This window comes from Bacillota bacterium, from assembly GCA_030705925.1.
Lineage (GTDB): Bacteria > Bacillota > Clostridia > Oscillospirales > Feifaniaceae > JAUZPM01.
The window spans coordinates 34,194-56,385 of sequence record JAUZPM010000005.1 but is presented as its reverse complement, the minus strand read 5'-3'; the positions used below and the strand labels follow the sequence as shown (position 1 = coordinate 56,385).

The 22,192-nt window shown below is 38.6% G+C and carries 18 protein-coding genes and 1 pseudogene; 1 reads left to right on the top strand and 18 read right to left on the bottom strand.

What is annotated here, in order from left to right; genetic code table 11:
* Positions 1–170 precede the first annotated feature (170 nt).
* Positions 171–383, top strand: a pseudogene (locus tag Q8865_01765) (recombinase family protein).
* A gap of 81 nt (positions 384–464) precedes the next feature.
* Here Q8865_01765 and Q8865_01760 read toward each other — a convergent pair.
* The 18 genes from Q8865_01760 to Q8865_01675 all read right to left on the bottom strand — a co-directional run bounded on the left by Q8865_01760 (position 465) and on the right by Q8865_01675 (position 22,155).
* Positions 465–2,189, bottom strand: coding sequence for an AAA family ATPase (locus tag Q8865_01760; GenBank protein ID MDP4152156.1), 1,725 nt, complete (start codon positions 2,187–2,189; stop codon positions 465–467).
* Positions 2,190–2,507: 318 nt separating this feature from the next.
* Positions 2,508–3,872, bottom strand: a complete 1,365-nt coding sequence (rlmD, locus tag Q8865_01755) for a 23S rRNA (uracil(1939)-C(5))-methyltransferase RlmD (protein ID MDP4152155.1) — start codon at positions 3,870–3,872, stop codon at positions 2,508–2,510.
* Positions 3,873–4,019: 147 nt separating this feature from the next.
* Positions 4,020–4,928 carry a M23 family metallopeptidase gene (locus tag Q8865_01750; protein MDP4152154.1) on the bottom strand — a complete coding sequence of 303 codons (909 nt, stop codon included), beginning with the start codon at positions 4,926–4,928 and terminating at the stop codon, positions 4,020–4,022.
* A gap of 11 nt (positions 4,929–4,939) precedes the next feature.
* Entirely contained in the window at positions 4,940–5,590 is a 651-nt protein-coding gene (locus Q8865_01745) for a hemolysin III family protein (protein MDP4152153.1), read from the bottom strand.
* Positions 5,591–5,600: 10 nt separating this feature from the next.
* On the bottom strand, positions 5,601–6,974 hold the full coding sequence (locus tag Q8865_01740) for a polysaccharide deacetylase family protein (GenBank protein ID MDP4152152.1): 1,374 nt from the start codon (positions 6,972–6,974) through the stop codon (positions 5,601–5,603).
* Positions 6,975–7,091: 117 nt separating this feature from the next.
* Positions 7,092–7,667: a hypothetical protein gene (locus tag Q8865_01735; GenBank protein MDP4152151.1), complete on the bottom strand. Its 576-nt coding sequence runs from the start codon at positions 7,665–7,667 to the stop codon at positions 7,092–7,094.
* A 135-nt stretch (positions 7,668–7,802) separates the two neighbouring features.
* Complete coding sequence (locus Q8865_01730; GenBank protein MDP4152150.1) at positions 7,803–8,003, bottom strand: alpha/beta-type small acid-soluble spore protein; 201 nt, start codon at positions 8,001–8,003, stop codon at positions 7,803–7,805.
* A 91-nt stretch (positions 8,004–8,094) separates the two neighbouring features.
* Positions 8,095–10,146: an ATP-dependent DNA helicase RecG gene (recG, locus tag Q8865_01725; GenBank protein ID MDP4152149.1), complete on the bottom strand. Its 2,052-nt coding sequence runs from the start codon at positions 10,144–10,146 to the stop codon at positions 8,095–8,097.
* A gap of 62 nt (positions 10,147–10,208) precedes the next feature.
* Positions 10,209–11,855, bottom strand: coding sequence for a DAK2 domain-containing protein (locus Q8865_01720; protein MDP4152148.1), 1,647 nt, complete (start codon positions 11,853–11,855; stop codon positions 10,209–10,211).
* Between the two features lie 45 nt (positions 11,856–11,900).
* A complete protein-coding gene (locus Q8865_01715; protein ID MDP4152147.1) occupies positions 11,901–12,248 on the bottom strand; it encodes an Asp23/Gls24 family envelope stress response protein in 348 nt (115 codons plus the stop codon).
* 68 nt (positions 12,249–12,316) lie between these two features.
* Positions 12,317–13,825 (bottom strand): ABC transporter substrate-binding protein, encoded by a 1,509-nt coding sequence (locus tag Q8865_01710; GenBank protein ID MDP4152146.1) that lies wholly within the window; start codon positions 13,823–13,825, stop codon positions 12,317–12,319.
* A gap of 2 nt (positions 13,826–13,827) precedes the next feature.
* Positions 13,828–14,631 (bottom strand): peptidoglycan editing factor PgeF, encoded by an 804-nt coding sequence (pgeF, locus tag Q8865_01705; protein ID MDP4152145.1) that lies wholly within the window; start codon positions 14,629–14,631, stop codon positions 13,828–13,830.
* 104 nt (positions 14,632–14,735) lie between these two features.
* Entirely contained in the window at positions 14,736–15,506 is a 771-nt protein-coding gene (locus tag Q8865_01700; protein MDP4152144.1) for a TIGR00282 family metallophosphoesterase, read from the bottom strand.
* Between the two features lie 133 nt (positions 15,507–15,639).
* Positions 15,640–17,196: a ribonuclease Y gene (gene rny / locus Q8865_01695; GenBank protein MDP4152143.1), complete on the bottom strand. Its 1,557-nt coding sequence runs from the start codon at positions 17,194–17,196 to the stop codon at positions 15,640–15,642.
* A 359-nt stretch (positions 17,197–17,555) separates the two neighbouring features.
* A complete protein-coding gene (locus Q8865_01690; GenBank protein ID MDP4152142.1) occupies positions 17,556–19,022 on the bottom strand; it encodes a monomeric [FeFe] hydrogenase in 1,467 nt (488 codons plus the stop codon).
* A 10-nt stretch (positions 19,023–19,032) separates the two neighbouring features.
* On the bottom strand, positions 19,033–20,202 hold the full coding sequence (locus tag Q8865_01685; GenBank protein MDP4152141.1) for a SpoIIE family protein phosphatase: 1,170 nt from the start codon (positions 20,200–20,202) through the stop codon (positions 19,033–19,035).
* Positions 20,203–20,204: 2 nt separating this feature from the next.
* Positions 20,205–21,893: a [Fe-Fe] hydrogenase large subunit C-terminal domain-containing protein gene (locus Q8865_01680; protein MDP4152140.1), complete on the bottom strand. Its 1,689-nt coding sequence runs from the start codon at positions 21,891–21,893 to the stop codon at positions 20,205–20,207.
* Positions 21,894–21,897: 4 nt separating this feature from the next.
* On the bottom strand, positions 21,898–22,155 hold the full coding sequence (locus tag Q8865_01675; GenBank protein MDP4152139.1) for a (2Fe-2S) ferredoxin domain-containing protein: 258 nt from the start codon (positions 22,153–22,155) through the stop codon (positions 21,898–21,900).
* Positions 22,156–22,192 lie beyond the last annotated feature (37 nt).

Genomic DNA, 22,192 nt, shown 5'->3' with positions numbered 1-22,192 from the left:
TACATATTCGCACGGAAATGAAGCGTAGAATACATGATATAGCTACCTTATACGAAAGTTAATACATGGAGTAAGACGAAAAAGACAAACGGGTTGCCTTGCCCTTTTTATTCAGTTCCAACTATCAAGCCTATCAATGGACGGGTAGTATTTTTCGCTTTACCGCCTGTGAAGATAAGCAGAAGCTTCAGCTGGAAAGCGCCGGGCGGGACGAGCAGAAAAAACGCATCGCCGACATGGGCACCTTCCTTCGGGAGCAACCCACCACCCTGACCGAATACGATGAGCTTCTAGTCCGGCGGCTGATTGAAAAAGTCACCATCTACGAGGACAAATTTACCGTGGAATTCAAGTCTGGTGTGACGGTGGATGTGGATGAATAAAGGTGAAAAACAAGGCGCTCTGCGGAATTTTTGAACGCAGGGCGCCTTGATCTTCAATATGTAAAGATTATTGTGAGAAGGTTAAATTGGATTTTCCCCTACAAATTTTGCAATAGCATTAATTAAATTTATTATATACTCTCTATCATATGATGCTATAGCGGTTATTCCTTGGTTTACAACAATATCGGCGATTGTTGTCTTGATTTCCTTCTCGACGTTCTCATTAAATGTTCCGGGACTGACCGCTGCGGCATCATGAAGCCGATCAGACCAAACTTTTTTTCGCTTTCTAAACTTAGTAGTATTAAGTTCGATATTGAATTTTTCTTTTATTGCATCTGAATAGGTACCAATTTCTACAATATCCTCAAGTTCGCAAACTTTCATTCCAGCACTTTTTATCATCAGTATTTCTCCGGGCAACTTTGTTTTAGATGTAATGAGTTGCTCTTGAGAAGAAAGCCCACTATCGTCAGAGTCCAATAAAACTAAAGAAGAGATCATCAAGCTGTTATATAACCGTACTTGATACTCCATTTTGCTTGCTGAATGAACATTAACAATTTCCAAAGCATTGTGTTCTAATTTATAAGCTATACCTGGATGAAGTGTATTGCAAAGGGCAGTGAGATAACGAAGCTCACTCTCTCCCTCTACAAGAACCACTTTTGCAGCAGACAAGTTATCAGCCATTCTAACCCCGAGGACATCTCTTACCTCTGAAATTGATTTGCACGAAGCTACACGATGATTATCAAATATGACAATATTATTACTTACAGTATCTCGGTCTACAAGAATAGGTGAATGTGTACTAATAATAACCTGCACATTTGAGCGTGATGCTATTTCAAGGATTACATTTCGTAAACTATGAATAGCATCTGAATGAAGATGTGCTTCTGGTTCTTCTATACATAAAATTAGCGCTTTATCTTTTGCATTTTCAAACGAAAGGCTTTGCACTATTCCAATTGCCGCCAAGCTTTTTACTCCATCACCTTTATCTTCAATTGATGTTATATTACCATCATCAATATCAATTGGAGCTTGCCGCATTCTATATGGGATGTGGGTTCCGATTTCAACAGGTGAAATACCCCCTCTCAGTTTAACTTGTTGGACATTCGGCAAAAATGTTTTTAGCGAAGCGGTAAGTCTTGTTTCCAGATTCTCTATCAAAGGAGTTTGTAGCTCCTGTATTTTCTCTATACAACGTTTATATTCTTGGTCATTTTCCAATTGGCGTAGCTCTTTATTGAGTAAACGTGAAAAATATTCTGAGGTAAACTCGGTTGATCGTACACACGGAATATATTGATAATCCAATTTGCTCCGTATAAAGAGACCAATTTCTTGTATCTTTTCTTCCATTGGTCTTTTTGCGCGACCGGGCATTATTATATTATACTCAGTCTGCTGCCTAAAAAGTTGAAATTTCATTTGAAGGCTTTTTGATAGATTAATTGAAAATCTTTCTTTAAATTCGACCTTTTCCTCATCTGAAAATTCAAAAGTTAATTTAAAAGTTGTTGAAGCATTTGCATCATTTTTTAACGAAGCCGGAATATCTCGTTCCCAATTATAATTTTCCCCGTTATATGCATACGAAAACTGACGATTCCTCCTTGCACGTTGAAAATCGCCTTCCAATGCTATTGAAAGAGAAACATAGATTGCGCGTAATAAATTGGATTTCCCCGCATTATTAGGACCAACAATTGCACAATAATGCTTAACATCTTCCAACGTCGCGTCAACTATAGACCGATAGGATTTTACATTAAAGGTACGTAATCGCATATTCCAACCCCCACACTATAAATATCCACTTACATTTCTCTAGCGTCAAGAAATCACAAGTATTTTTACAAATCCCGACCTGTTCCCACGCACACGCCAAAACTCAAAAAACATCTATCCTGTTCTCTCACCAAGCCCCAAAATGACATAACATCTATCCTGTCCTGTCGCGAGAACCCGTTATCAATCCTGTCCTCTCGTGAGCGGAATCTGACCCGATAGACTGATTCCCATGCACAAGCAAAATCACGTTTTGAGTGTACAATTTGAAAACTGCAAAATCACAGAAATGGCTTATTTACTGGGCTTTTCGTACACTCACTCTTTTACCCTTGACATCAACACTACCGTCTCAACGTGGCTTGTTCTCGGAAACATATCCACAGGAGCAACAGACACTGTTTTGTATCCTTTTTCAGAGAAAACCGCAAGATCGCGCGCTAATGTAGCAGGATCGCACGATACATAAACAATCCTGTGCGGTTTCATATCCACAATCGTATCGATCAGGGGAGGGGTAAGCCCTTTGCGGGGCGGATCTACAGTAAGGACATCCGGCATGACACCTTTTTCTTTGAGTTTAAATGCCGCATTTTCTGCGCTCTCACAAATAAATTCAACATTGTTTATATTATTTAAGCGCGCATTATTCTTTGCATCTTCAATAGCTTCCGGTACGATTTCAATTCCATAAACGTATTTTGCATACTTTGCAAGAAGAAGCGTAATCGTCCCAATCCCGCAAAAGAGGTCAACACATATATCATTTTTACTAACACCGGCAAAATCCAGCGCTTTACTATATAATTTTTCACATTGATCATGATTAACCTGATAAAACGCCGGCGCTGATATATTAAATTTCAATCCACAGAGTACGTCGCTAATTGCATCTTTTCCGTAGAGTGTTATAAATTTTTCACCTAAAATTACATTAGTGCTTTTTTTATTAACATTAATACAGATGCTAACTATCCCATCAACTTCCTTGCAAAGCAGAGAGATAAGCTTATCGGAGTAGGGAAGAGCCCTTCCGTTGATGACGAGCATAACCATAACTTCACCGCTAACTGTCCCGGTACGCACAAAAATATGACGCACAAGACCATTTCCGGTCTTTTCGTCATATGCGCTGATTTTATAAGTATCCATAAAACCCTGAACAATTTTGCGTACACTATCTGCAATTGGATTTTGAATATAGCAACGGTCGAATGATATTATAGAATGAGTGTGAGGGGCATAAAAACCTGTTATAATATTACCGTTTTTATCAGCTGAAACTGGATATTCAGCCTTGTTTCTATAACTTTCCGTATTTTCCGCCGGAATAATATCATCTGGTATAATTCCAATTCCACCGATTCTATTGATTGAATCTTTGACTCTCTGCCATTTAAGCTTAAGTTCCGCTTCATATGAAATATGATGATAAACACAGCCTCCGCACTTGTTAAACACAGGGCATATACTATCGATTCTATCTTTAGAAGGGCTTATTAAAGATTCAATCTTTCCGAACGCTCTGTTTTTTTCCACCTTTAATATTTTTACTTTAATTACATCCCCAATAGCTGACAAAGGAACAAACACAGCTAGTCCGTTAAACCGTCCTATTCCTGTGCCGTCATGGCTCATGCCGGTAATTTCAAGTTCTACAATCTGATTTTTATTAATAGTCATTTAATCTTTTATACCTTTACATATGGTTTTAACATGTCAATAAAATAGCCAAGCATCGGAACTATTTCAGTGTTATTATACATATCCCACAGCTCCATAAATTACTCCATTATTCTGTCTAGAAGTGTATATTGTATGTGTCCTTTATTAAAATAAAGCCTTAACGTTAAGCAACATCGGATCAGAATAAACTCCGTTAATGACTGCCGCATATTGAAGAGGCTCTTTTCCTGCTGTGCCTAACTGATCATATTTTGAGACCTTGTCGCCCGCCTTAACGGATATGTTATTTAAAAGCCCGTATATTGTAAATATACCAACACCGTGATCTATTATGACTGTATTGCCTTCACCCGGCAGTTTTCCTGCAAAAACAACCTTTCCGGCATTTGCAGCGGTAACGCCTTCGCCGCTTTCGGTCTGTAGGAGCATACTTTGAACCCGACCTGCTTCTTTTCCACCGCTAATTAATTGCTGCCCGAATGTAACCAGCTGTTTGCCGCTTGCTGGTATTGCAAACAAACCGGCGCTCAGCGGCACATCCGCAGTTGATTTAACAATGCCGTCTATTGTGGTCTTATCCTTACCCGCTAAACTAATTATATTAACCGGAGGGATATCGATGTTTTCAAAGTCTTTTTTCCCAACCTCAAGTTCAGCACTAAGCGGATTTTGCTTATCCGCTGATACTGAAACTCTTATTGTGGTCGTTGGTTCAGCATCGAGGGGCAGAACAAATACTCCTATCATTTTATTATTATAATTATAAGTCGGTATCTTCTGTTCTTCCCCGTTAATAGTAATACTTGCTACCGCATCTTTTGACCCTGTAAAGGAAAATGAAACAAAGTCACCTGGATATGCTATGTTATCGGAAATGGTAAGATTCGAAAGCGTTTCTTCCGCCTGATCTTTTGTTTCTCCAGAACTAGGCTGTGCGGATTGTGCAGGCTGTTCTGATTGTGCTGTCTTTTTATTTCCTGATAAAAATATAGCAGCAGCAGTTAAAATAGCAGCAAATAAAATTACTATAAAAATGACTAATTTTTTATTCATTTTATCTCCCCCTATTGAAGAAAAAACGTAATACCAATAAAATGACATACGGCGCCGAGATTAACAAACAGATGCCAAATCATATGAAAGTATTTTTTTTGATGCTTGCTGTAAAAATAAGCTCCAGCAGAATACATTACCCCACCAGCAAAAATAAGCGAGATCAAAACTGTATTTGCATGGCTCCAAAAAAGAGGGAAGAATAATACGATAGTCCAACCCATTACAAGATAAATTGTAAGGCTAAGTTTAGGGATGCGTTTTTTAGCAAGCGAATTATATAAAATCCCAAAAAGCACCATAACCCATTGTATAGCTGTTATAACGATGCCCTGCCAACCGCCTATAACGGAAAGAGCAATAGGCGTATAGCTTCCTGCAATAGCAAAATAAATAAAAATATGGTCGAATATTTGGAATACCTGTTTATGCCGGGAATCAGGCGACATGACATGATAAAGAGTTGATGATAAAAACATCAAGAACAGGGAAATTACAAAGACTGATACTCCAACCGCAGCAAGCGCTCCCCCATGTAAATATGCTCTGATTGCGGCATATGGAAGCATTCCAAGAGAAATAAGCGCCATGGGTCCATGCGTGGTTCCATGGGCTATTTCTTCTCCAAAAGTGTAGGGCCTTTTAACTTTAGTTTTTGTCATTTTTTCTCCTTTAGTTTTTCTCACTGTAATGAATTGTTCCAGGCTGAGGATATCCGGCGTCGGTAGTAAGCAAATCATCAACCCTTACAAAAGAATATCCCCTTGCTTCAAGTTCATCAATTGCTATTAATGCAGCGTCTACAGATGTCTTGTAGATATCATGTAATATGATTATATCGCCTTTATGTGCATGGGTTACGATATGGTTAGCTACTTTCTTAGCATCTTTATATTTCCAGTCTTCTGGGTCAACATCCCATAAAACCGCGCACATCCTAATATTTTCCATTAACTTTTCGCTGCATTTCCCATAAGAAGGCCGCATAAACAAAACAGATTCTCCTGTTATCCCTTGTATGAGCTCATTTGTATGGTAAAATTCATAATTCTGATCCTCAGCAGAAAGTCTAGTATAATCTGAATGATCATATCCATGGTTGCCAATTAAATGTCCTTCATCATACATGCGCTTAATAAGTTTTTGATTCTGCTCTACACGATTTCCCAAAACAAAAAAAGTAACTTTAACACCACGTTTACTTAATCCGTCAAGCAAACGCTTTGTTGTGGCAGGATTCGGCCCGTCATCAAAAGTGAGCGCGATAGGTTTTGGAGGCAGTTTTACTGTCTTAATAGGCTTTGGTGGCAAAAGAGTATAAATCGTTTCGCATGACAGGGACTTGAATGGAATACTAATAGGGTCCTGAAAATTTTCAAAATAAATTAAAAAAGCTGAATCATTTACTAAATAGTCGGAAAAAGATTCTTTAACAGGCTTTGTTAAACTTACTATTTTATCATCCGTTAGTTCAGGATGCTTTATTTTTAGTTCTTTAGCCGATGCCTGTGATATAGCATTAAGATAATCTGATGTGGATGGGAAAAAATAAGATATAGGAAGGGGATCACCAGTCTTAGCATTAAAAACAAATTCTTTATGTACTTTTTCAGGGGTACTATTCAGCATTGAAAATGTTAAATTAAATCGTATAGAAATAATTTCATCATCATGCCTCAAAACATCATAATCACAAATTAACCTATTCTTTTCGTTAGTGCCAAAAAGCTTTTTTAATAAGTTTTTATCTTTTAATTTTTCAACTTTAGTTAGAAAACCATTTAAAGTATCTTTTACGTAACTATTTAAAATACTATCAACTTGTTCATTTCCTGTTATTGGGCAAAAAATCTGATAGGTAGATCCTTGCTGGGTTGAAGATATCACATTCTCCTTAAATACAGGATTTCTATTTACTGCAATATCTTGTTGAATACTTGCGGGTTTGCTTAAACTATTATAATAAAAATATAAACAAGTTAAGCACACAAGTACTGATAATGCAAATACAACACAGAAGATTGAAATTAACTTAAGTTTTTTCATAAATTCTCTCCGTCCCGCAACAGAGTTTTGTTCTGGTTATATTATACACTTTGGACATGCGCAAAGCAATTAAAGTAAAAAAAATAGGGGTGATTAACCCCTATCTTAATTACTTTTTTAAGCAATTCTAGCTTTTTCAAAAATACACATTACCCAGTGCACTCCAGATAAAATCAATGTTACCAATGGTGCCCCGCTTGCATAAAGCATAATATTTGTATTTTGATTAGAAGGTAAAACAATTATCAAAAACAATATTGATAAAATTAAAACCGCCAAAGAAAACTTATAGCCATATGACACCATTTTAGAGGGCTTTTTTAATATTAAAATAACATAAATTAAATATAAAAGCGGTATTAAATACATCAAAATAGAAATATCACTTAACATAATTATATTATTAATATCTACTGCATTTGCTTTACCTGCATCAATGCCAAAAGCTGAAGTTATAGCCGCTTTTACTGCTGAATTTTGATCACTTGTTGCAGCTTTAAATACAGGGGAATTAAAACCTATCCCCGTCAATGAAAAAATAGGAACATCTCCAACGTAACTTGCATCCGAACCACTATATACGCTGACCCATCCCAGCGCTAGTGATAAAATAATAGCTAATACCGGAAGCCCTATAAAAATAATAAATTTTACAGACAGCTTTTTTCCGGGCATTTGGTTATGTAATGCCATTCCTCTCTCACTCCTGTTTTTAAATAATATTATTATATTAAAATTCACTACTTTCGTCAAGATAATAGCGTCACTTTAATTATTTCTATAAAAATAAGGCGGGATTTAACCCGCCTTATTTAGAAAATTCAATTATTACTTTAAGCTGTTTTCAGCCATAGAAATCATTTTCTTAACCATCTGGCCACCGATATGCCCAGCGTTTTTAGCTGTAATGTCGCCGTTGTAACCCTGCTTCAGAGTTACTCCAACTTCATTTGCTGTCTCCATCTTTAAACGATTCAACGCTTCACGAGCCTGAGGTACTAATGTGTCGTTACTATTGTTATTTGCCATCTTTGTATCACCTCCTAATTTCGTTGGTGTCATTATTATAAGCTAGAGGAGATAATTTAATTCAATTTTAAGCATAGTAAATGATGGAACTTTAGTTTAAAAAATTACCTTTTTGCATCTCAAACAATTTAATCATATTATTTTTAAATAATGCATAGTCTGATTTACGTAATTCCGGATCTTCAGAAATAATTGATTTTGCTGTATCCTGAGCAAGTTTTAAAATCCTTGTATCAGATGCAATATCAGCAATTTTCAAGTTGGGAAGACCATGTTGATTTTTGCCGAAAAAATCGCCAGGCCCGCGTAATTCCAAATCTTTTTGCGCAATCAAAAAACCGTCGTTAGTGGAAGCAATAACCTTAAGTCTTTCTAATGTATCAGGATTATTGCTGTCTGTGACCATTATGCAGTATGATTTGTTATTGCCCCTGCCAACTCGCCCGCGTAGTTGATGAAGCTGTGAAAGTCCAAAACGTTCTGCATTCTCTATAATAATAAAAACGGCGTTTGGAGCATCGACTCCTACCTCGATTACCGTTGTAGAAACTAATATTTGAATTTCTCCCTTTAAAAAAGACTGCATGATCTGTTCTTTTTCCACTGCTTTCATCCTGCCATGCATAAATTCAATGGAAGCAGTAGGGAAAGTCATTTTTAAGTTTTTTGTATAATCTTTTACATTGTTAAGCCCATCTGCACTTTCATTATCATCCACAAGGGGGCACACAATATAGCCTTGTAAACCCTGTGATAATTTTTGTGCAATAAATTTATCAATAGTATCTCGTTTTTTACTGTTCACTAAATGTGTAATTACAGGTTTACGTCCAGGCGGAAGTTCGTTTATGACCGAAATATCCAAGTCTCCGTAAATCATTAAAGCTAGTGTTCGTGGTATAGGTGTCGCACTCATTGCAAGTAAATGCGGATTATCACCTTTAAGAGTCAAACGGGCACGCTGCGCCACCCCGAATCGGTGCTGCTCATCGCATACTATAAGGGCAAGTTTTTTAAATATAACATCTTGCTCGAGAAGCGCATGTGTTCCAACTATTATATTAATTTCTCCGGATGCAATTTTTGAAAGTGCTTCACTTCTATTTGCCTTTGACATTGAACCTATAATGAGCGAAACTGATAATCCCGTGTCAGCCATCATCTTTTTCAAAGTTTCGGCATGCTGAACTGCCAAAATTGATGTTGGCGCCATAAAAACGCACTGCCCGCCTGATGTTGCAATTGCATAAGCTACGGCAGCCGCAACTACTGTTTTACCGCTTCCTACATCACCTTGAATCAACCGGTTCAAAGAAGTATTGCTTTTTATATCGTTTAAACACTCGTCTATTGATTTTCTTTGCGCTTGCGTCAGAGAGTAGGGAAGTGAAGCCACAAATTCATCTGCTGATTTATTGCAAACAAAATTATTTTCTGCAGTTTTCCGATTTTTTATCATGAAAAGTCCAAGTTGAAGTGTTAAAAATTCGTCAAAAATCAATCTTTTTTTAGCAAGCTCAAGTTCTGCAAAGCTTTCCGGTTTATGAATCGATTTTATAGAAGACTTTAAATCCGATAATTCAAGTTTTATTCTCAAATCATTCGGTATTGGATCTTGAACTTTATCAATGCAAAGTTTAACAGCTTCATCAATAGTCTTTGTAATGATTTTTTCTGAAAGTCCTTTTGTGAGCGGGTAAATAGGTACAATGCTTCCGTCAATACCTGCACTTGCAATTGAATCAAAAAAAGGATTGGTTAATGAATGACGTAAAATATCTCCCTCAAACCGTCCATAAAATAGATATGTTTTTCCTTTTTCAAAACTATTTTTCAAATAAATTTGGTTGAAAAATGTTACGTCACAATATCCTGTTCCATCGCCGATCCTGAATTTTAATAATTCCATCCCTTTTCGAATACGGTTTACAACGGGAGGAGTAACAACTGACGCTATGACAGAGCAGCTTTCATAAGGTACAATATCGGAAAGATTTTTGACTACAGTATGATCCTCATAACTTCGAGGGTAATAAGTTATTAAATCATTTACAGTGAGGACCCCGGCTTTTTCCCATAACTTTAACCGAGTCTCGCCGACTCCCTTAATAAATCGGATACTGTCATTTAAAGCCAGTTCCATGCTCTCCTCCATCTTAAAAAAATAACCTGCGCCAAATAGACGCAGGTATAGAGTGCTCAATTTTATTCTACTGAAACGATATAGTAATAAACCGGCTGACCGCCTTCAACTAAACTGACATCTACTCTGTCTCCATATTTCTTTGTCATATAGTCTGCAAGCTCCTGAGCTTTTTCTGACTCAACTTCTTTTCCCGAAAACAATGTCAAAATAGAACTGTTGTTATCCAGCATTGCCGCAACAAGTTCATCTGTGACTTTGGTCAGATCCATTCCGATAGCATGCATTTTTTTACCTGACAAGCCCATATACTGCCCTTGTTTTATTTCCTGTCCGTCAAATGATGAATCACGAACCGCATAGGTTATTTCGCCTGTTTTTACATTTTTAATTGCAGCCTGCATGTTATTTGTATTATCATTTACATCAGCAGTTTCATCAAAAGCGAGTAAAGCAGCAATCCCCTCGGGAATGGTTGTTGTAGGAATCACGATAACTTCTTTTTCAGAAAGGGGCGCCGCCATTTGTGCAGTTAATATTATGTTTTTATTATTCGGCAATACATAAACAACTTCAGCGGGAGTTTTATCGATTTCCTTTAGAATATCTTCTGTGCTGGGATTCATCGTCTGAAAGCCATTAGCAACACCGTCAACTCCAAGATCATGAAACAAATCGGTGAAACCTTCTCCGGCAGAAACAGCAACAAATCCATATTTCTTATCAGGTTGAGCAATTCTCCGCACACCGTCATCAGTCTCTTTTTGTGATTCTTCCTTTTGCGCCTCACGAGCAAGCTGTTCCTTCATGTTTTCGACCTTCATATTAGATAAAAATCCATATTTCAGGCCTTCCTCAAGCGCTTTACCGGGGTTATTTGTATGAACATGCACTTTTATAATTCCGTCATCATCAGCAACAACAACGCTGTCACCAATACTTTCAAGATAAGAGCGCAGTTTTTGCGGCTCATGGAAGCGGGGATTGTACACCTTATTTACGATATATTCTGTGCAGTAAGCAAAATTAATATCTTCCCCGTTAAATGATGCGAAATCAGCTCTGTCAGAAACAGCAGCGGATTCCTGTGTTTCTATAATTACTCCGTTATCAAGAACGCTTTTCATACCCTCAAGTATATATACTAAACCTTGTCCGCCGGCATCGATTACACCTGCAGCTTTCAAAACGGGAAGCATATCCGGCGTCTTTGAAAGAGTATCTTTAGCAACCTCGATGATTTTATCGAACATAAGAAGTGCGTCAGAAGTTTCTCCAGCATAAGTAACAGCTTCTTCTCCTGCAACCCGAGCGACAGTGAGGATTGTACCCTCAGTTGGTTTCATTACAGCTTTATAAGCAGCCTCGACACCCATTTTAAGTGCGCCTGCAATATCTGCGCCATCCGCTGTTTCTTTCCCCAATAACCCTTTGGCAAATCCTCTGAATATCAGGGATATTATAACACCCGAATTTCCTCTTGCCCCTCGAAGAAGCGCTGACGCAGCCGCAGATGCAACTTCTCCTGCACTTTTTCCATCAAGTTTTTTTACATCATTTGCTGCACACCTGAAAGTCATGCCCATGTTAGTTCCGGTGTCCCCGTCCGGCACGGGAAATACATTCAAATCATTTACAGAAGCTTTATGGTTTTCAATATTGTTTGCTGCCGATATGTACATGTCCCGCAGCAAATCACCGCTTATTATCTTACTCAAGTTTCAATACCTCCACCGCACCTTATCGTACGCGTTTTAAAATTTCATATCGTCAACAAAAACCGTGACTCGTGACACTGCAAAACCCGTAAGGTCCTCTACGCAGTATTGAACCTTGTGTACAATGCTTTCAATAATGGCCGGAATGTTTACCCCATAAAGCACAACTATGTGCAAGTCTATTTCAAGCAGGTTTTCGCAGAATGTCACCTTAACGCCCTTTTCATAATTTTCTTTCTTGAGAAGAGAAACTATTCCTTCCGTTGCGCTTTTATTTGCCATGCCTACAACACCGTAGCAGCTTGTAGCAGCTAAACCGACAATTTCACCAAATGCTTCGGAGGATATTATGACGTTGCCCGTTTTATTTTCTATTCTGACCATGGTTTCACCTCGTTTTGCTATTATAATGCTATTTTATTGTACAACATATCCATAAAATTAACAACATTTTATTTTTCAGTAAATTCTATGCCTGAAAAAGCGTCTGAAACTGACGAAGATAGCGCTAGTTTTGAGCTCGGCAATGTAACAAATTCATTTACCCCAAAATATAACGGTATTATCGGCATCTCCTGATCCATTAATTTTATAATATTAGATGCTGATGTTTTGAGGGATGCATCATCTGCTGAATTTTTTACTGCATTAATGCCGTTATTAATATCATTGTTCGAATAACGTCCATAATTAAGTGATCCACCTGAGCCAATAAGAGAAGTTACATCCATGTCGTTTTTAATACTGACCTCTCCTATGTATAAATCAAAATCCCCTGAGGATAGAGCCTCTGTATAGTCTGACCACGACCGCGAATCAACAGTAATTTTAATACCCACTGATAAAAGATTTTGTGCTATATGCTGTGCTAACTCTACCTTATCATAATTTTCTTTATTAACAAGCAAACTTAAATTAAGTATTATGTGCTGACTGTTCCCATTATACCCTGCCGCCTGCAATAGGGAAGATGAAGTTTTAAGGTCAAAACTCCCGCTGATGGCAGAGTGATCGAACAGATACCAGGATGGGTTTATACATGAATACGAAACATACGGCTTAACCGTCACGAAACTTTCACTGTCCTCGACTCGGTTGACAGCCATACTTATCGCACGTCTGACATTCGCGTTTGACAAGCCCCTCTTTCCGGCATTTACACCAAGGTATATCAAGTTGTTATTTACAACTGAACCCGCTGATCTCGTTCCGGTTTCTTTTATTTCATATTTTGTATCACCGCTTAATTCTAGCAGTCCTATTTTCCCGTTTAAAAAATCGCTGACCGAAGTATCAGTATCGCTGTTGGCTATTAAATCAATTTCCTTAACCAATACTTTCGACTCAGATTTGTTGAAATAGTTATCATTATATATTAATTTTCCCTTTTGAAGTTTGTATCGACCCGTTCCGTTGACATCCGATTTACCAGCACCGCTTTTAACAATAGGGAAGTCAAGCATTGATAAAAACAATGCGTCTGTGTTATTAAGCGTTATACGTAAACTGTATGTACCTGTTGTTTCAGTTGAAGAAATTTCCTTCAATCTGTCATAATAAATGCTTGATGAGTTATTAAGTATTGTATCGATAGTATATTTCACATCTGAAGAAGTAAGTTCTGCGCCGCTATGGAAAGAGATTCCCTGTCTAATGGTTATATCGAATATTTTATTATCAGCTATCGTGCAGCTTTCTGCAAGCTCAGGTTGTGGTTTATAACTTTTATCAAGAGAGTACAATCCATTATATATAAGATGAGAAATGCGGCCGTTTATTTTGTCATTTGTATACAAAGGGTTCAGCGGTATCTCTGAGTTATAAAGCAGACCTTGCGTGTGTTCTTGGGCAGGCTGAGCTGAAACAGGTTTATCTGGTTCTGTCGCAGTCTCTACTGAGTTTGAACATGCAGTCACGAAAATAAGAAAAAATGAGAGTAAAATAATCGCTGTCTTTCTCATAGTCAGTTCTCCTTAATTTCAATAAATGCTATATGGCTGCCGCGTGCGTCACCGCATCGACGGTGCGAAAAGAATAGATCTTCCTCACAGTATGTGCACAAGCCGGATATCGTTATGTTTTTTTCAAGCAGTCCGGCTTCCATAAGCAATCCCTTGTTTGCGCCCCATAAATCAACATGATATTTGCCATTTTGGCAATCGACTATATCAAAATCCTTTAAACAAGACTTAAATATTTGCGCCGTTTCTTCTCCCACTTCGAAATGACATTTACAGATTGAAGGCCCGATAACCGCAATTAAATCTTTAGGATTCGTGCCGTATTCATTAGTTAATGTGTGAACCGCCTTTTCCGAAATATGGGCAACCGTGCCACGCCAGCCTGCATGCACTGCCGCAATTGCATTTCTAACAGGATCATAAAAGAGAATCGGTACACAGTCTGCATAAACTGCAGTCAGTACTACTCCCGGAACGTCGGTCACAAATCCATCCGCTTCTTCCTGCTGCATTTCGGGGCAGGGGAAACCGCCTATCGATTTTTCTGAAACCTTAATAATCCTGTCTCCATGTACCTGCTTGTTGCAGACAATATTGCACTCAAGTCCAGCTGCATCACAAATCCTACTGAAGTTCTCTGTGACACATTCATCGTTGTCGCCTCTATGATAACTTAAATTTAAAGATGAAAAAACACCGTCGCTTGTTCCTCCGACACGTGTTGCAAAAGCTGCTTTTATATTATTGAACTGATTTAACGAGTCTGGTTCATAATAAACTACCCCGTTACATCCCGTTTTAAGCATACCGTTCTCCAAATGATATATTTATTTTTATTATACTATATTCCATATATAAAGTATAATAATTTTAAATATAAAAGAACTCACGATCAATGAGTCCTCTTAAATTATTTTATAATAGTTTCAATTCTAATACAATTACCTGTGGCTTCGTCAATATCTAAAAGTGCGGCATTGATTTTTGCAATACCTTCTCCTTCTTTAAATCGAACCGGCATTTTAGTTAAGAATTTCTTTATTACTTCTTCTTTTCCAACCCCTATAATCGAATCTGTAGGCCCAGTCATGCCCACATCGGTTATGAAACCGGTCACTCCTCCCAGAACCTGCGCATCAGATGTCATAACATGTGTGTGTGTACCGAGTACCGCAGAGGCTCTGCCTTTGACATATTCAGCAAATGCGCGTTTTTCGCTGGTTGCTTCTGCATGAAAATCTATAACAATTATTTTCGTTTTGAGGGCTGCTTCTTTAAGCAGTGTATCTGCTACTCTGAACGGACAATCAAGAGCATCTAAAAAAACGATCCCACTCAAACTGATAACGGCTATATCACTTTTTCCTGTATTATAAATGCACATTCCTTTTCCTGGCGCGCCGCTTGGATAATTTGCCGGTCTAAGTATATATTCTTTCTCCGCGAGATACGTATAAATCTCACGTCTTTGAAAAGAATGGTTTCCTCCTGTTATTATATCTACCCCAGCTTCAAACAGTTCGTCCGCAGACTGGGGAGTCACTCCGTTATTATCAGCTGAATTTTCTCCATTTGCTATAACTACGTCAACCCCGGTCTCGCGCCTTAATGCCCATAATGTACTCTTTAGAAAGGCTCTACCCTTGGCTCCTACAACATCTCCGATAAATAATAATTTCATAAATGCTCCTTCATACTAACTATACCACATTGTAATTATATGCCGCGAAATGCCAACTAAGCAATAGATTATTTAAGTAAATTAAAAAACTGACGCCTCTTTGCTGTGGCGCCAGTTTTTGATTATTATTCAGTTACTTCGCGTAATCAACAGCTCTGTTTTCACGTATTACATTTACCTTGATCTGCCCCGGATATTCAAGCTCACCTTCGATTTTTTTAACTATATTACGAGCTAGCAGTACAATATCATCGTCTGAAATTGCAACAGGATTAACCATAATCCTTACTTCACGGCCGGCCTGAATTGCAAATGAACGCTCAACTCCTTCAAAGCTATTTGATATTTCCTCAAGCTTTTCGAGACGTTTAATATAAGTTTCAAGGTTTTCTCTGCGTGCTCCCGGCCTTGCCGCAGATATAGCATCTGCTGCCTGAACTAGAGCTGCGATGATAGAATGAGGCTCAACGTCACCATGATGGCTTTCTATCGCATTAATAATTATGTCGCTCTCTTTATATTTTCTCGCAACATCTACGCCGATTTCAATATGGGAACCCTCAATTTCATGATCGAGCGCCTTGCCGATGTCATGTAAAAGCCCTGCTCGTTTAGCAAGTTTAACGTCGATGCCAAGTTCGGATGCCATGATTCCTGCAATATGAGATACTTCAATAGAATGCAGCAAAACATTCTGACCATAACTGGTTCTATACTTTAATCTGCCCAGCAGTTTGACAAGCTCTGGATGGAGACCGTATGTATTGGTCTCAAACATCGCTTTTTCGCCTTCCTGCTTAATAATGTTTTCAATGTCTCGCTTGGTCTTTTCAACCGTTTCCTCGATCTTTGCCGGATGGATGCGTCCGTCATGCACTAATCTTTCAAGCGACAATCTGGCGATTTCACGTCTTATAGGATCAAAGCTTGATACTGTGATTGCTTCCGGGGTATCGTCAATTATAAGGTCAACGCCAGTAAGTGTTTCAAGCGCCCGGATATTTCTTCCTTCACGGCCTATTATGCGGCCTTTCATCTCATCGTTTGGAAGAGCCACGACTGAAACGGTTGCTTCGGCAACATAGTCGGCCGCGCATTTTTGAATTGCGAGCGTTATGATTTCCTTTGCTTTTTTGTCACTTTCCTCTTTAAATCTTTGATCAAGCTCTTGAATTTTTAAAGCCTGTTCATGAACAATTTCATTTTCTAACCGATTTATAAGATATTCTTTTGCCTGATCGACTGTAAAACCAGATATTCTTTCAAGCACGTCCCATTGCTGCTTTTTAATATTTGAGACGTCCTCCTGTGTAGCTTCAACTTCCTGAAGCTTTTGATTAAGTTTTTCTTCCTTTTTTTCAAGTGTCTCGTATTTCTTGTCTATCGCTTCTTCTTTTTGCTGCAGGCGGTTTTCTGAACGCTGAACTTCTTTGCGCCGCTCTTTTAACTCACGTTCTGATTCCTGTCTGCTTTTTAAAATTTCCTCTTTTGCTTCCAGAACGGCTTCTTTTTTCTTGTTTTCCGCAGTTTTTATAGCATCATTAATAATCCTGGTTGCCTCTGTCTCTGCAGAGCCAATCTTTCCTTCAGCTATGCTTTTTCTATATTTTATACCGACAAAAAAAAGAATAATTCCCGAGAGAATCGCCGAAACCGCACAGGAAACAACTAGCAATAATGTATTGCCCATTGCTTTCCTCCTGTTAATATTCAATGCTTTTATACGATTCCTTTAATTTTCAAACAAAACAAAATTCAAGAAAGTTATGTCAGACTTTAAAGGAAATATAACATGCAATTTGTGAAAAATGCACATTAATACTATAATTATAAAGATTATACCCCTCACTGTCAAGAAAATATCTCAGTTTCATATTATTTGGTTGATTTATTTTTTTATCACGTATTTTGTATATTTTATACAAAATACGTGCAGTACAATATAACGTTTTTGTCACGCAAAACTTTATATTTAAAAACGCAACTCTTTTTAATGAAAAATAGAATCTTCGATAAATAAGAAAGAACGCCGTTGGCGTTCTTTCTTATTTATCTCTTGTGTTTGTGTATATTTAACGTATCAAAATTATACTTGTGGATGTTCTTTATAATTTTATTATTTCTATTATCAATCTTTTTATCAAACGTCCTTCGTGAAAGCCCCGGATCACCAATTATTCCGGGGCCTGCAATGCACCCTCCTGAACATGCCATTCCTTCAATGAAATCCTCGGATAGCTTACCGGCTTTTAACAGTGAAAGTGCCGTTTTGCATTCAGCTATCCCGCTGCATTTTTGAGCAGCTATTGGCTGAACCTCACCTCTTTCTTCAAGCGCTTTCATTACGGCAGCCGTAACACCTCCCGATTTTGCAAATCCCTTGCCGAAACTGGTTGCCAATTCGCTATCCAATTCAAATTCTTTTAAATTAACTTTTTTTGCCTTGAGCATAGCGGATAGCTCCTGAAATGTCAGCACTCCACTTATGAGACCTATATGATTCTGCAAGACATCTGCTTTTTTAGCAATACAAGGGCCTATAAATACTATAACCGCTCTGTTATCGATTTTTTCACGTATATATTTTGCTGTAGCTGCCATCGGAGATAAAAGGCTTGAAACATTATCGCAAAGCTCCGGATAGTTTTTTTCAATAAGATCTACAAAGGCTGGGCAGCAGGATGATGTGAGTTTTTTTCTGGTTGACTTGCAATCAGCCAGTTCGGCTGCCTCTTCTGCCGCAACTGCGTCTGCACCAAGTGCGGCTTCATATACACCGACAAACCCCAATTTCTTTAATCCTTTTTTTATCTGTCCAATTGAAATTTCTCTAAACTGACCTTCTATTGCCGGCGCTGCTACGGCGTAAACATTCAACTCAGGGTTTTTAAGATAATCTATCACATTTGTTATCAAAGACAAGTCCGAAACTGCTCCAAACGGGCAGCCAATGACACAATTCCCGCAGTTTATGCATTTATCCTTATCTATTATAGCTATATCATTGTCGTCTATCTGAATAGCATTTACGGGACATGCCCTTCTGCAAGGGCGCTCCATATCAACGATTGCATTATAAGGGCAAGCCTCATAGCATTTGCCGCATTTTTTACACTTATCCTTATCTATGACCGCACCTTTGCTCGTTTTGGTAATAGCTCCGAAACGGCATGCTTTGACGCACTTTTGAGCAAGACATGACTGACAGTTGTCAGTTACAGTATAACGCTGAATAGGGCAACCCTCGCATGCGCACGGTATAACATGAACAACCTGCGATGGATCAAGTTCAGCGTACTGTGCTTCAGCCGGCAGTTTTCCCATTGCGAGACGCACGCGCTGCCTTATTATTTCCCGTTCACGGTAAACACAGCAGCGAAAACGCGGCTTGATACCAGGTATCATTTGATATGGGATATTCTCTGCTTCTTCTTCAAGTGTGCCATCAAAAGCAAGGGAACATACTTTTACCAATACCTCTTCCTTGATCTCGTTAATATCTCTTATTTCATTCATTGAAATCTCCTTAGTAAAAAGTGCGCTTAACCTTTTTTCCGGCTCGTATCATAAGATTATATAGATCTTCTAAAATACGAAGTTTAATGCTTAAATCAACGGGTAAATTCGGATTTTGATGAGCCGGATTGATCGCTTTGCCAATAAAAAGGTTAAGACTTGTACAATGTTCCATAAGTACTTTTGCAATCATTGCGGCCCCGTGATTTTCATCTATCTGCTCAAGACTTTCGAATTCAGTTGGATCATCAAGATACTTGCGTATTATCTCAACTGTTTTCCTAAGTGTCAATACCCCTTCAGTTACAAGATCAACCCCTTTTATATGGGCGATCGGAGGCACATCAGGATTTGATGAAGACAAAAGTGTCTCAATATTTTTGCCTGTAACGCGGCAGAGCATGTTGGCGCTGCTGCCTCCGCATATGATCTTAAGCCCTTTTGACTCCATAAATTCTCTGACGAGTTTATCATCGTCCTCTCGATTAAGCGGAGGACCTGTCAGTAAATTCACTTCCTGAAGGGGTCTGATTTTTACAGTTGCAACGGTCGCATCATCCCCTGGTTTATGCTGATAAAGCTCGTCGCAGGCAGAGCTGAGCAGGGAAGTAAGACGCGCCGAAGTAGAGGCAGTATTTGATTCATTCGTTACATATTTCGCGACATTATCCCAATCCCATCCGAGATTGAGCAGTGCGCCGATGCCGGCATAAACGACGCCGTCGCTTATCAAAACCAATGTATCGCCGATATCAACCGAGAAACGTGCCTCTTTTATGCTTTTGCCCGCAACAGTTCGTGTAATGTATTCGAAATTTACCTGCTTTCCGTCTCGAACAAAGATGCAACCCGGATTATCAAATTCAACTAAATAACCATTACCGTCGCTCGAAATATGAAGAATAGAGAACGTTGAGTATGCAACCTTCCGCAAACTGCATACTGGAAGGGTATGCACAATCGTATCAACCGTATCCTCTATCGAAGCGCCTTCACGCATCATTGTTGAAATTATTTTCGAGGTAAGCGTTGATAGGATATTTGCTTTAACGCCACTTCCCAAGCCGTCAGAAAGCACTAATATTACGCCATTGTCTGTACGTACAACTTCAACGCGGTCTCCGCACAGCTCTTCACCTAATTTATTGAGGCTTTTAAAACTTGTATCAATATAAACCATACTTACCTGTCCTTCAGGATTAGGTTTTTAAGTTTATTAAGTGTAACCTTTGTTTCAGCTGTCGTCTCGCCAAGCAGACTTGCAATCTCCTGTGCCACTGTCATCTGTTTGTCTATTACCTTCTGTGCCATTTCAACCGATTCCATTCTTAAATTATACATATTTTCAGCCGCTTCGACCTTTTCTGTGATGTCCATTAAAACGCCTACTGCAAGACCGTGCTCTTTAACATAAATAATTGTCTGATCGGTTACAACTCCAAAGTTATCGTAACTAACCTTCTTGTTATAGATATTTTCTTTTTCATCAAACACCTTTAGAAAATCTGTTGTGTCGATATACTCGAAAAGGAAGTGTTTAAGCGCCTCTGTTCTGGACACCCTAAAAAGCTTAAGCGCGGAAGCATTGATTTCTTTGATTTTCATATCCCCGTCTACAGCAACTATAAAATTGGGTGAAGCGCCTAATACGACATTTGAAAGTGTCTGTGAAATATCGTTCATATATGGCATGCACATATAAAGTTCAGCCTTGCCCTGATATACAGCTATAGCTTTGTCCCGGCAGGTGGGGTAACCGCAGCTGCCACAGTTCAGTTCCTGTTCCTTTGTTGGTTTCCCTATTTGAGTTAAGATCTTTCTAATTGTTTCTTCGCCCGGAATGTCAGTTATTAAACCTGCCTGCTTATAATAATACGATATATCGATTGGGCTATATTCAGGCTCTTCTAAAGTATCACCAGCATAGTCCATTACTTTATTTTTGCTTCGGTAAAGAGGAGTGCTCTTTTCCGGCATCATAGGTCCGCCTACACACCCGCCGGTGCAGGCATTAACCTCTATAAAACTATGGTTAAGTCTGCCGCTTCTAATGTCTGCTAGCATTTGTTTAATATTATCAATACCGCTTACACTTATAAAGTCGTAACGGTCGCCCACATGATCCCTGTTTTTTAGGTCATATAAAATGCCATTCTCAATAGGATAGATACGTGAATAGCCTGAATGGCGGTCAAATGTCTCACTAGGCATTTTTAATATAGAAATATTCTTTTCATTAAGCAAATCATCAAGCTGCCTAAAGGTTATGGCCCCGTCTATATATCCGCCGTTCTTTGCTTCATCAAGCTTTGACACACACGGGCCTATGAATACGACACGAGTATCCATGCCGTAATTTTCTTTTATCAGTTTACCATGTGCCTGCATGGGGGAAAGTACAGGAGCTATTAAACTTACAAGGTCAGGATAATATTTCTGCACTAACATGTTTACAGTAGGGCAGCAGCTGGAAAGAATATTACTCATCTCACCAAGTTCTATTAAGTTAGCATACTCATCAGTAACGTATCTGGCTCCAATACTTGTTTCTTCTATGTAGTCAAAGCCTAAACTCCGTAAAGCAGCAGCAACTCTTCCAGCATTTTCTGTCCCATAAGCAGTTATAAAAGATGGCGCCAAACTTACGACCGTACGTTCCTCTCCTATTGCCAACGCCTTAATCGCCTCGACATCATTTGTCAGAGATTTTGCCTTCTGCTCGCAGGTAATTATGCATCTGCCGCAAAGAATGCATTGGTTATCGATAATGTCCACTTTTTCATCTTTATATCTGATAGATTTTACTGAACAATTCTTAAGGCAACGGTAACAGTTCTTACAATTTGCCTTTTTTACTGCAATTAGACCCATAAAATCACCCCAATTGCATCTTAAAAGCAGGAAGTATAACAGCAATAAAAAAATCATCAACCCCGTCCGGCAATATAGAATAATATTTATCGTCAAACTTGACAGATACTCCGCTTCCTGTACACCTTCCCATGCAGAATGACCCCTTTAACGATAGCTTTTCTGCAAGTTTATAATCGCTCATAAGCGCTTCTAACCGACCTATAACCTCGCGCGAGCCTTTAAGGTGGCAAGAGCTTCCGACGCATACCATTAGATCCATAATTTATCTCTCCTTTTCAAAACAAGGGGCACAGGTT

What these genes read in the sequence shown, in the direction of transcription:
- Q8865_01760 (MDP4152156.1), bottom strand. Translation starts at nt 2,189, where the DNA reads ATGCGATTACGTACCTTTAATGTAAAATCCTATCGGTCTATAGTTGAC.
- rlmD (MDP4152155.1), bottom strand. Translation starts at nt 3,872, where the DNA reads ATGACTATTAATAAAAATCAGATTGTAGAACTTGAAATTACCGGCATG.
- Q8865_01750 (MDP4152154.1), bottom strand. Translation starts at nt 4,928, where the DNA reads ATGAATAAAAAATTAGTCATTTTTATAGTAATTTTATTTGCTGCTATT.
- Q8865_01745 (MDP4152153.1), bottom strand. Translation starts at nt 5,590, where the DNA reads ATGACAAAAACTAAAGTTAAAAGGCCCTACACTTTTGGAGAAGAAATA.
- Q8865_01740 (MDP4152152.1), bottom strand. Translation starts at nt 6,974, where the DNA reads ATGAAAAAACTTAAGTTAATTTCAATCTTCTGTGTTGTATTTGCATTA.
- Q8865_01735 (MDP4152151.1), bottom strand. Translation starts at nt 7,667, where the DNA reads ATGGCATTACATAACCAAATGCCCGGAAAAAAGCTGTCTGTAAAATTT.
- Q8865_01730 (MDP4152150.1), bottom strand. Translation starts at nt 8,003, where the DNA reads ATGGCAAATAACAATAGTAACGACACATTAGTACCTCAGGCTCGTGAA.
- recG (MDP4152149.1), bottom strand. Translation starts at nt 10,146, where the DNA reads ATGGAACTGGCTTTAAATGACAGTATCCGATTTATTAAGGGAGTCGGC.
- Q8865_01715 (MDP4152147.1), bottom strand. Translation starts at nt 12,248, where the DNA reads ATGGTCAGAATAGAAAATAAAACGGGCAACGTCATAATATCCTCCGAA.
- Q8865_01710 (MDP4152146.1), bottom strand. Translation starts at nt 13,825, where the DNA reads ATGAGAAAGACAGCGATTATTTTACTCTCATTTTTTCTTATTTTCGTG.
- pgeF (MDP4152145.1), bottom strand. Translation starts at nt 14,631, where the DNA reads ATGCTTAAAACGGGATGTAACGGGGTAGTTTATTATGAACCAGACTCG.
- Q8865_01700 (MDP4152144.1), bottom strand. Translation starts at nt 15,506, where the DNA reads ATGAAATTATTATTTATCGGAGATGTTGTAGGAGCCAAGGGTAGAGCC.
- rny (MDP4152143.1), bottom strand. Translation starts at nt 17,196, where the DNA reads ATGGGCAATACATTATTGCTAGTTGTTTCCTGTGCGGTTTCGGCGATT.
- Q8865_01690 (MDP4152142.1), bottom strand. Translation starts at nt 19,022, where the DNA reads ATGAATGAAATAAGAGATATTAACGAGATCAAGGAAGAGGTATTGGTA.
- Q8865_01685 (MDP4152141.1), bottom strand. Translation starts at nt 20,202, where the DNA reads ATGGTTTATATTGATACAAGTTTTAAAAGCCTCAATAAATTAGGTGAA.
- Q8865_01680 (MDP4152140.1), bottom strand. Translation starts at nt 21,893, where the DNA reads ATGGGTCTAATTGCAGTAAAAAAGGCAAATTGTAAGAACTGTTACCGT.
- Q8865_01675 (MDP4152139.1), bottom strand. Translation starts at nt 22,155, where the DNA reads ATGGATCTAATGGTATGCGTCGGAAGCTCTTGCCACCTTAAAGGCTCG.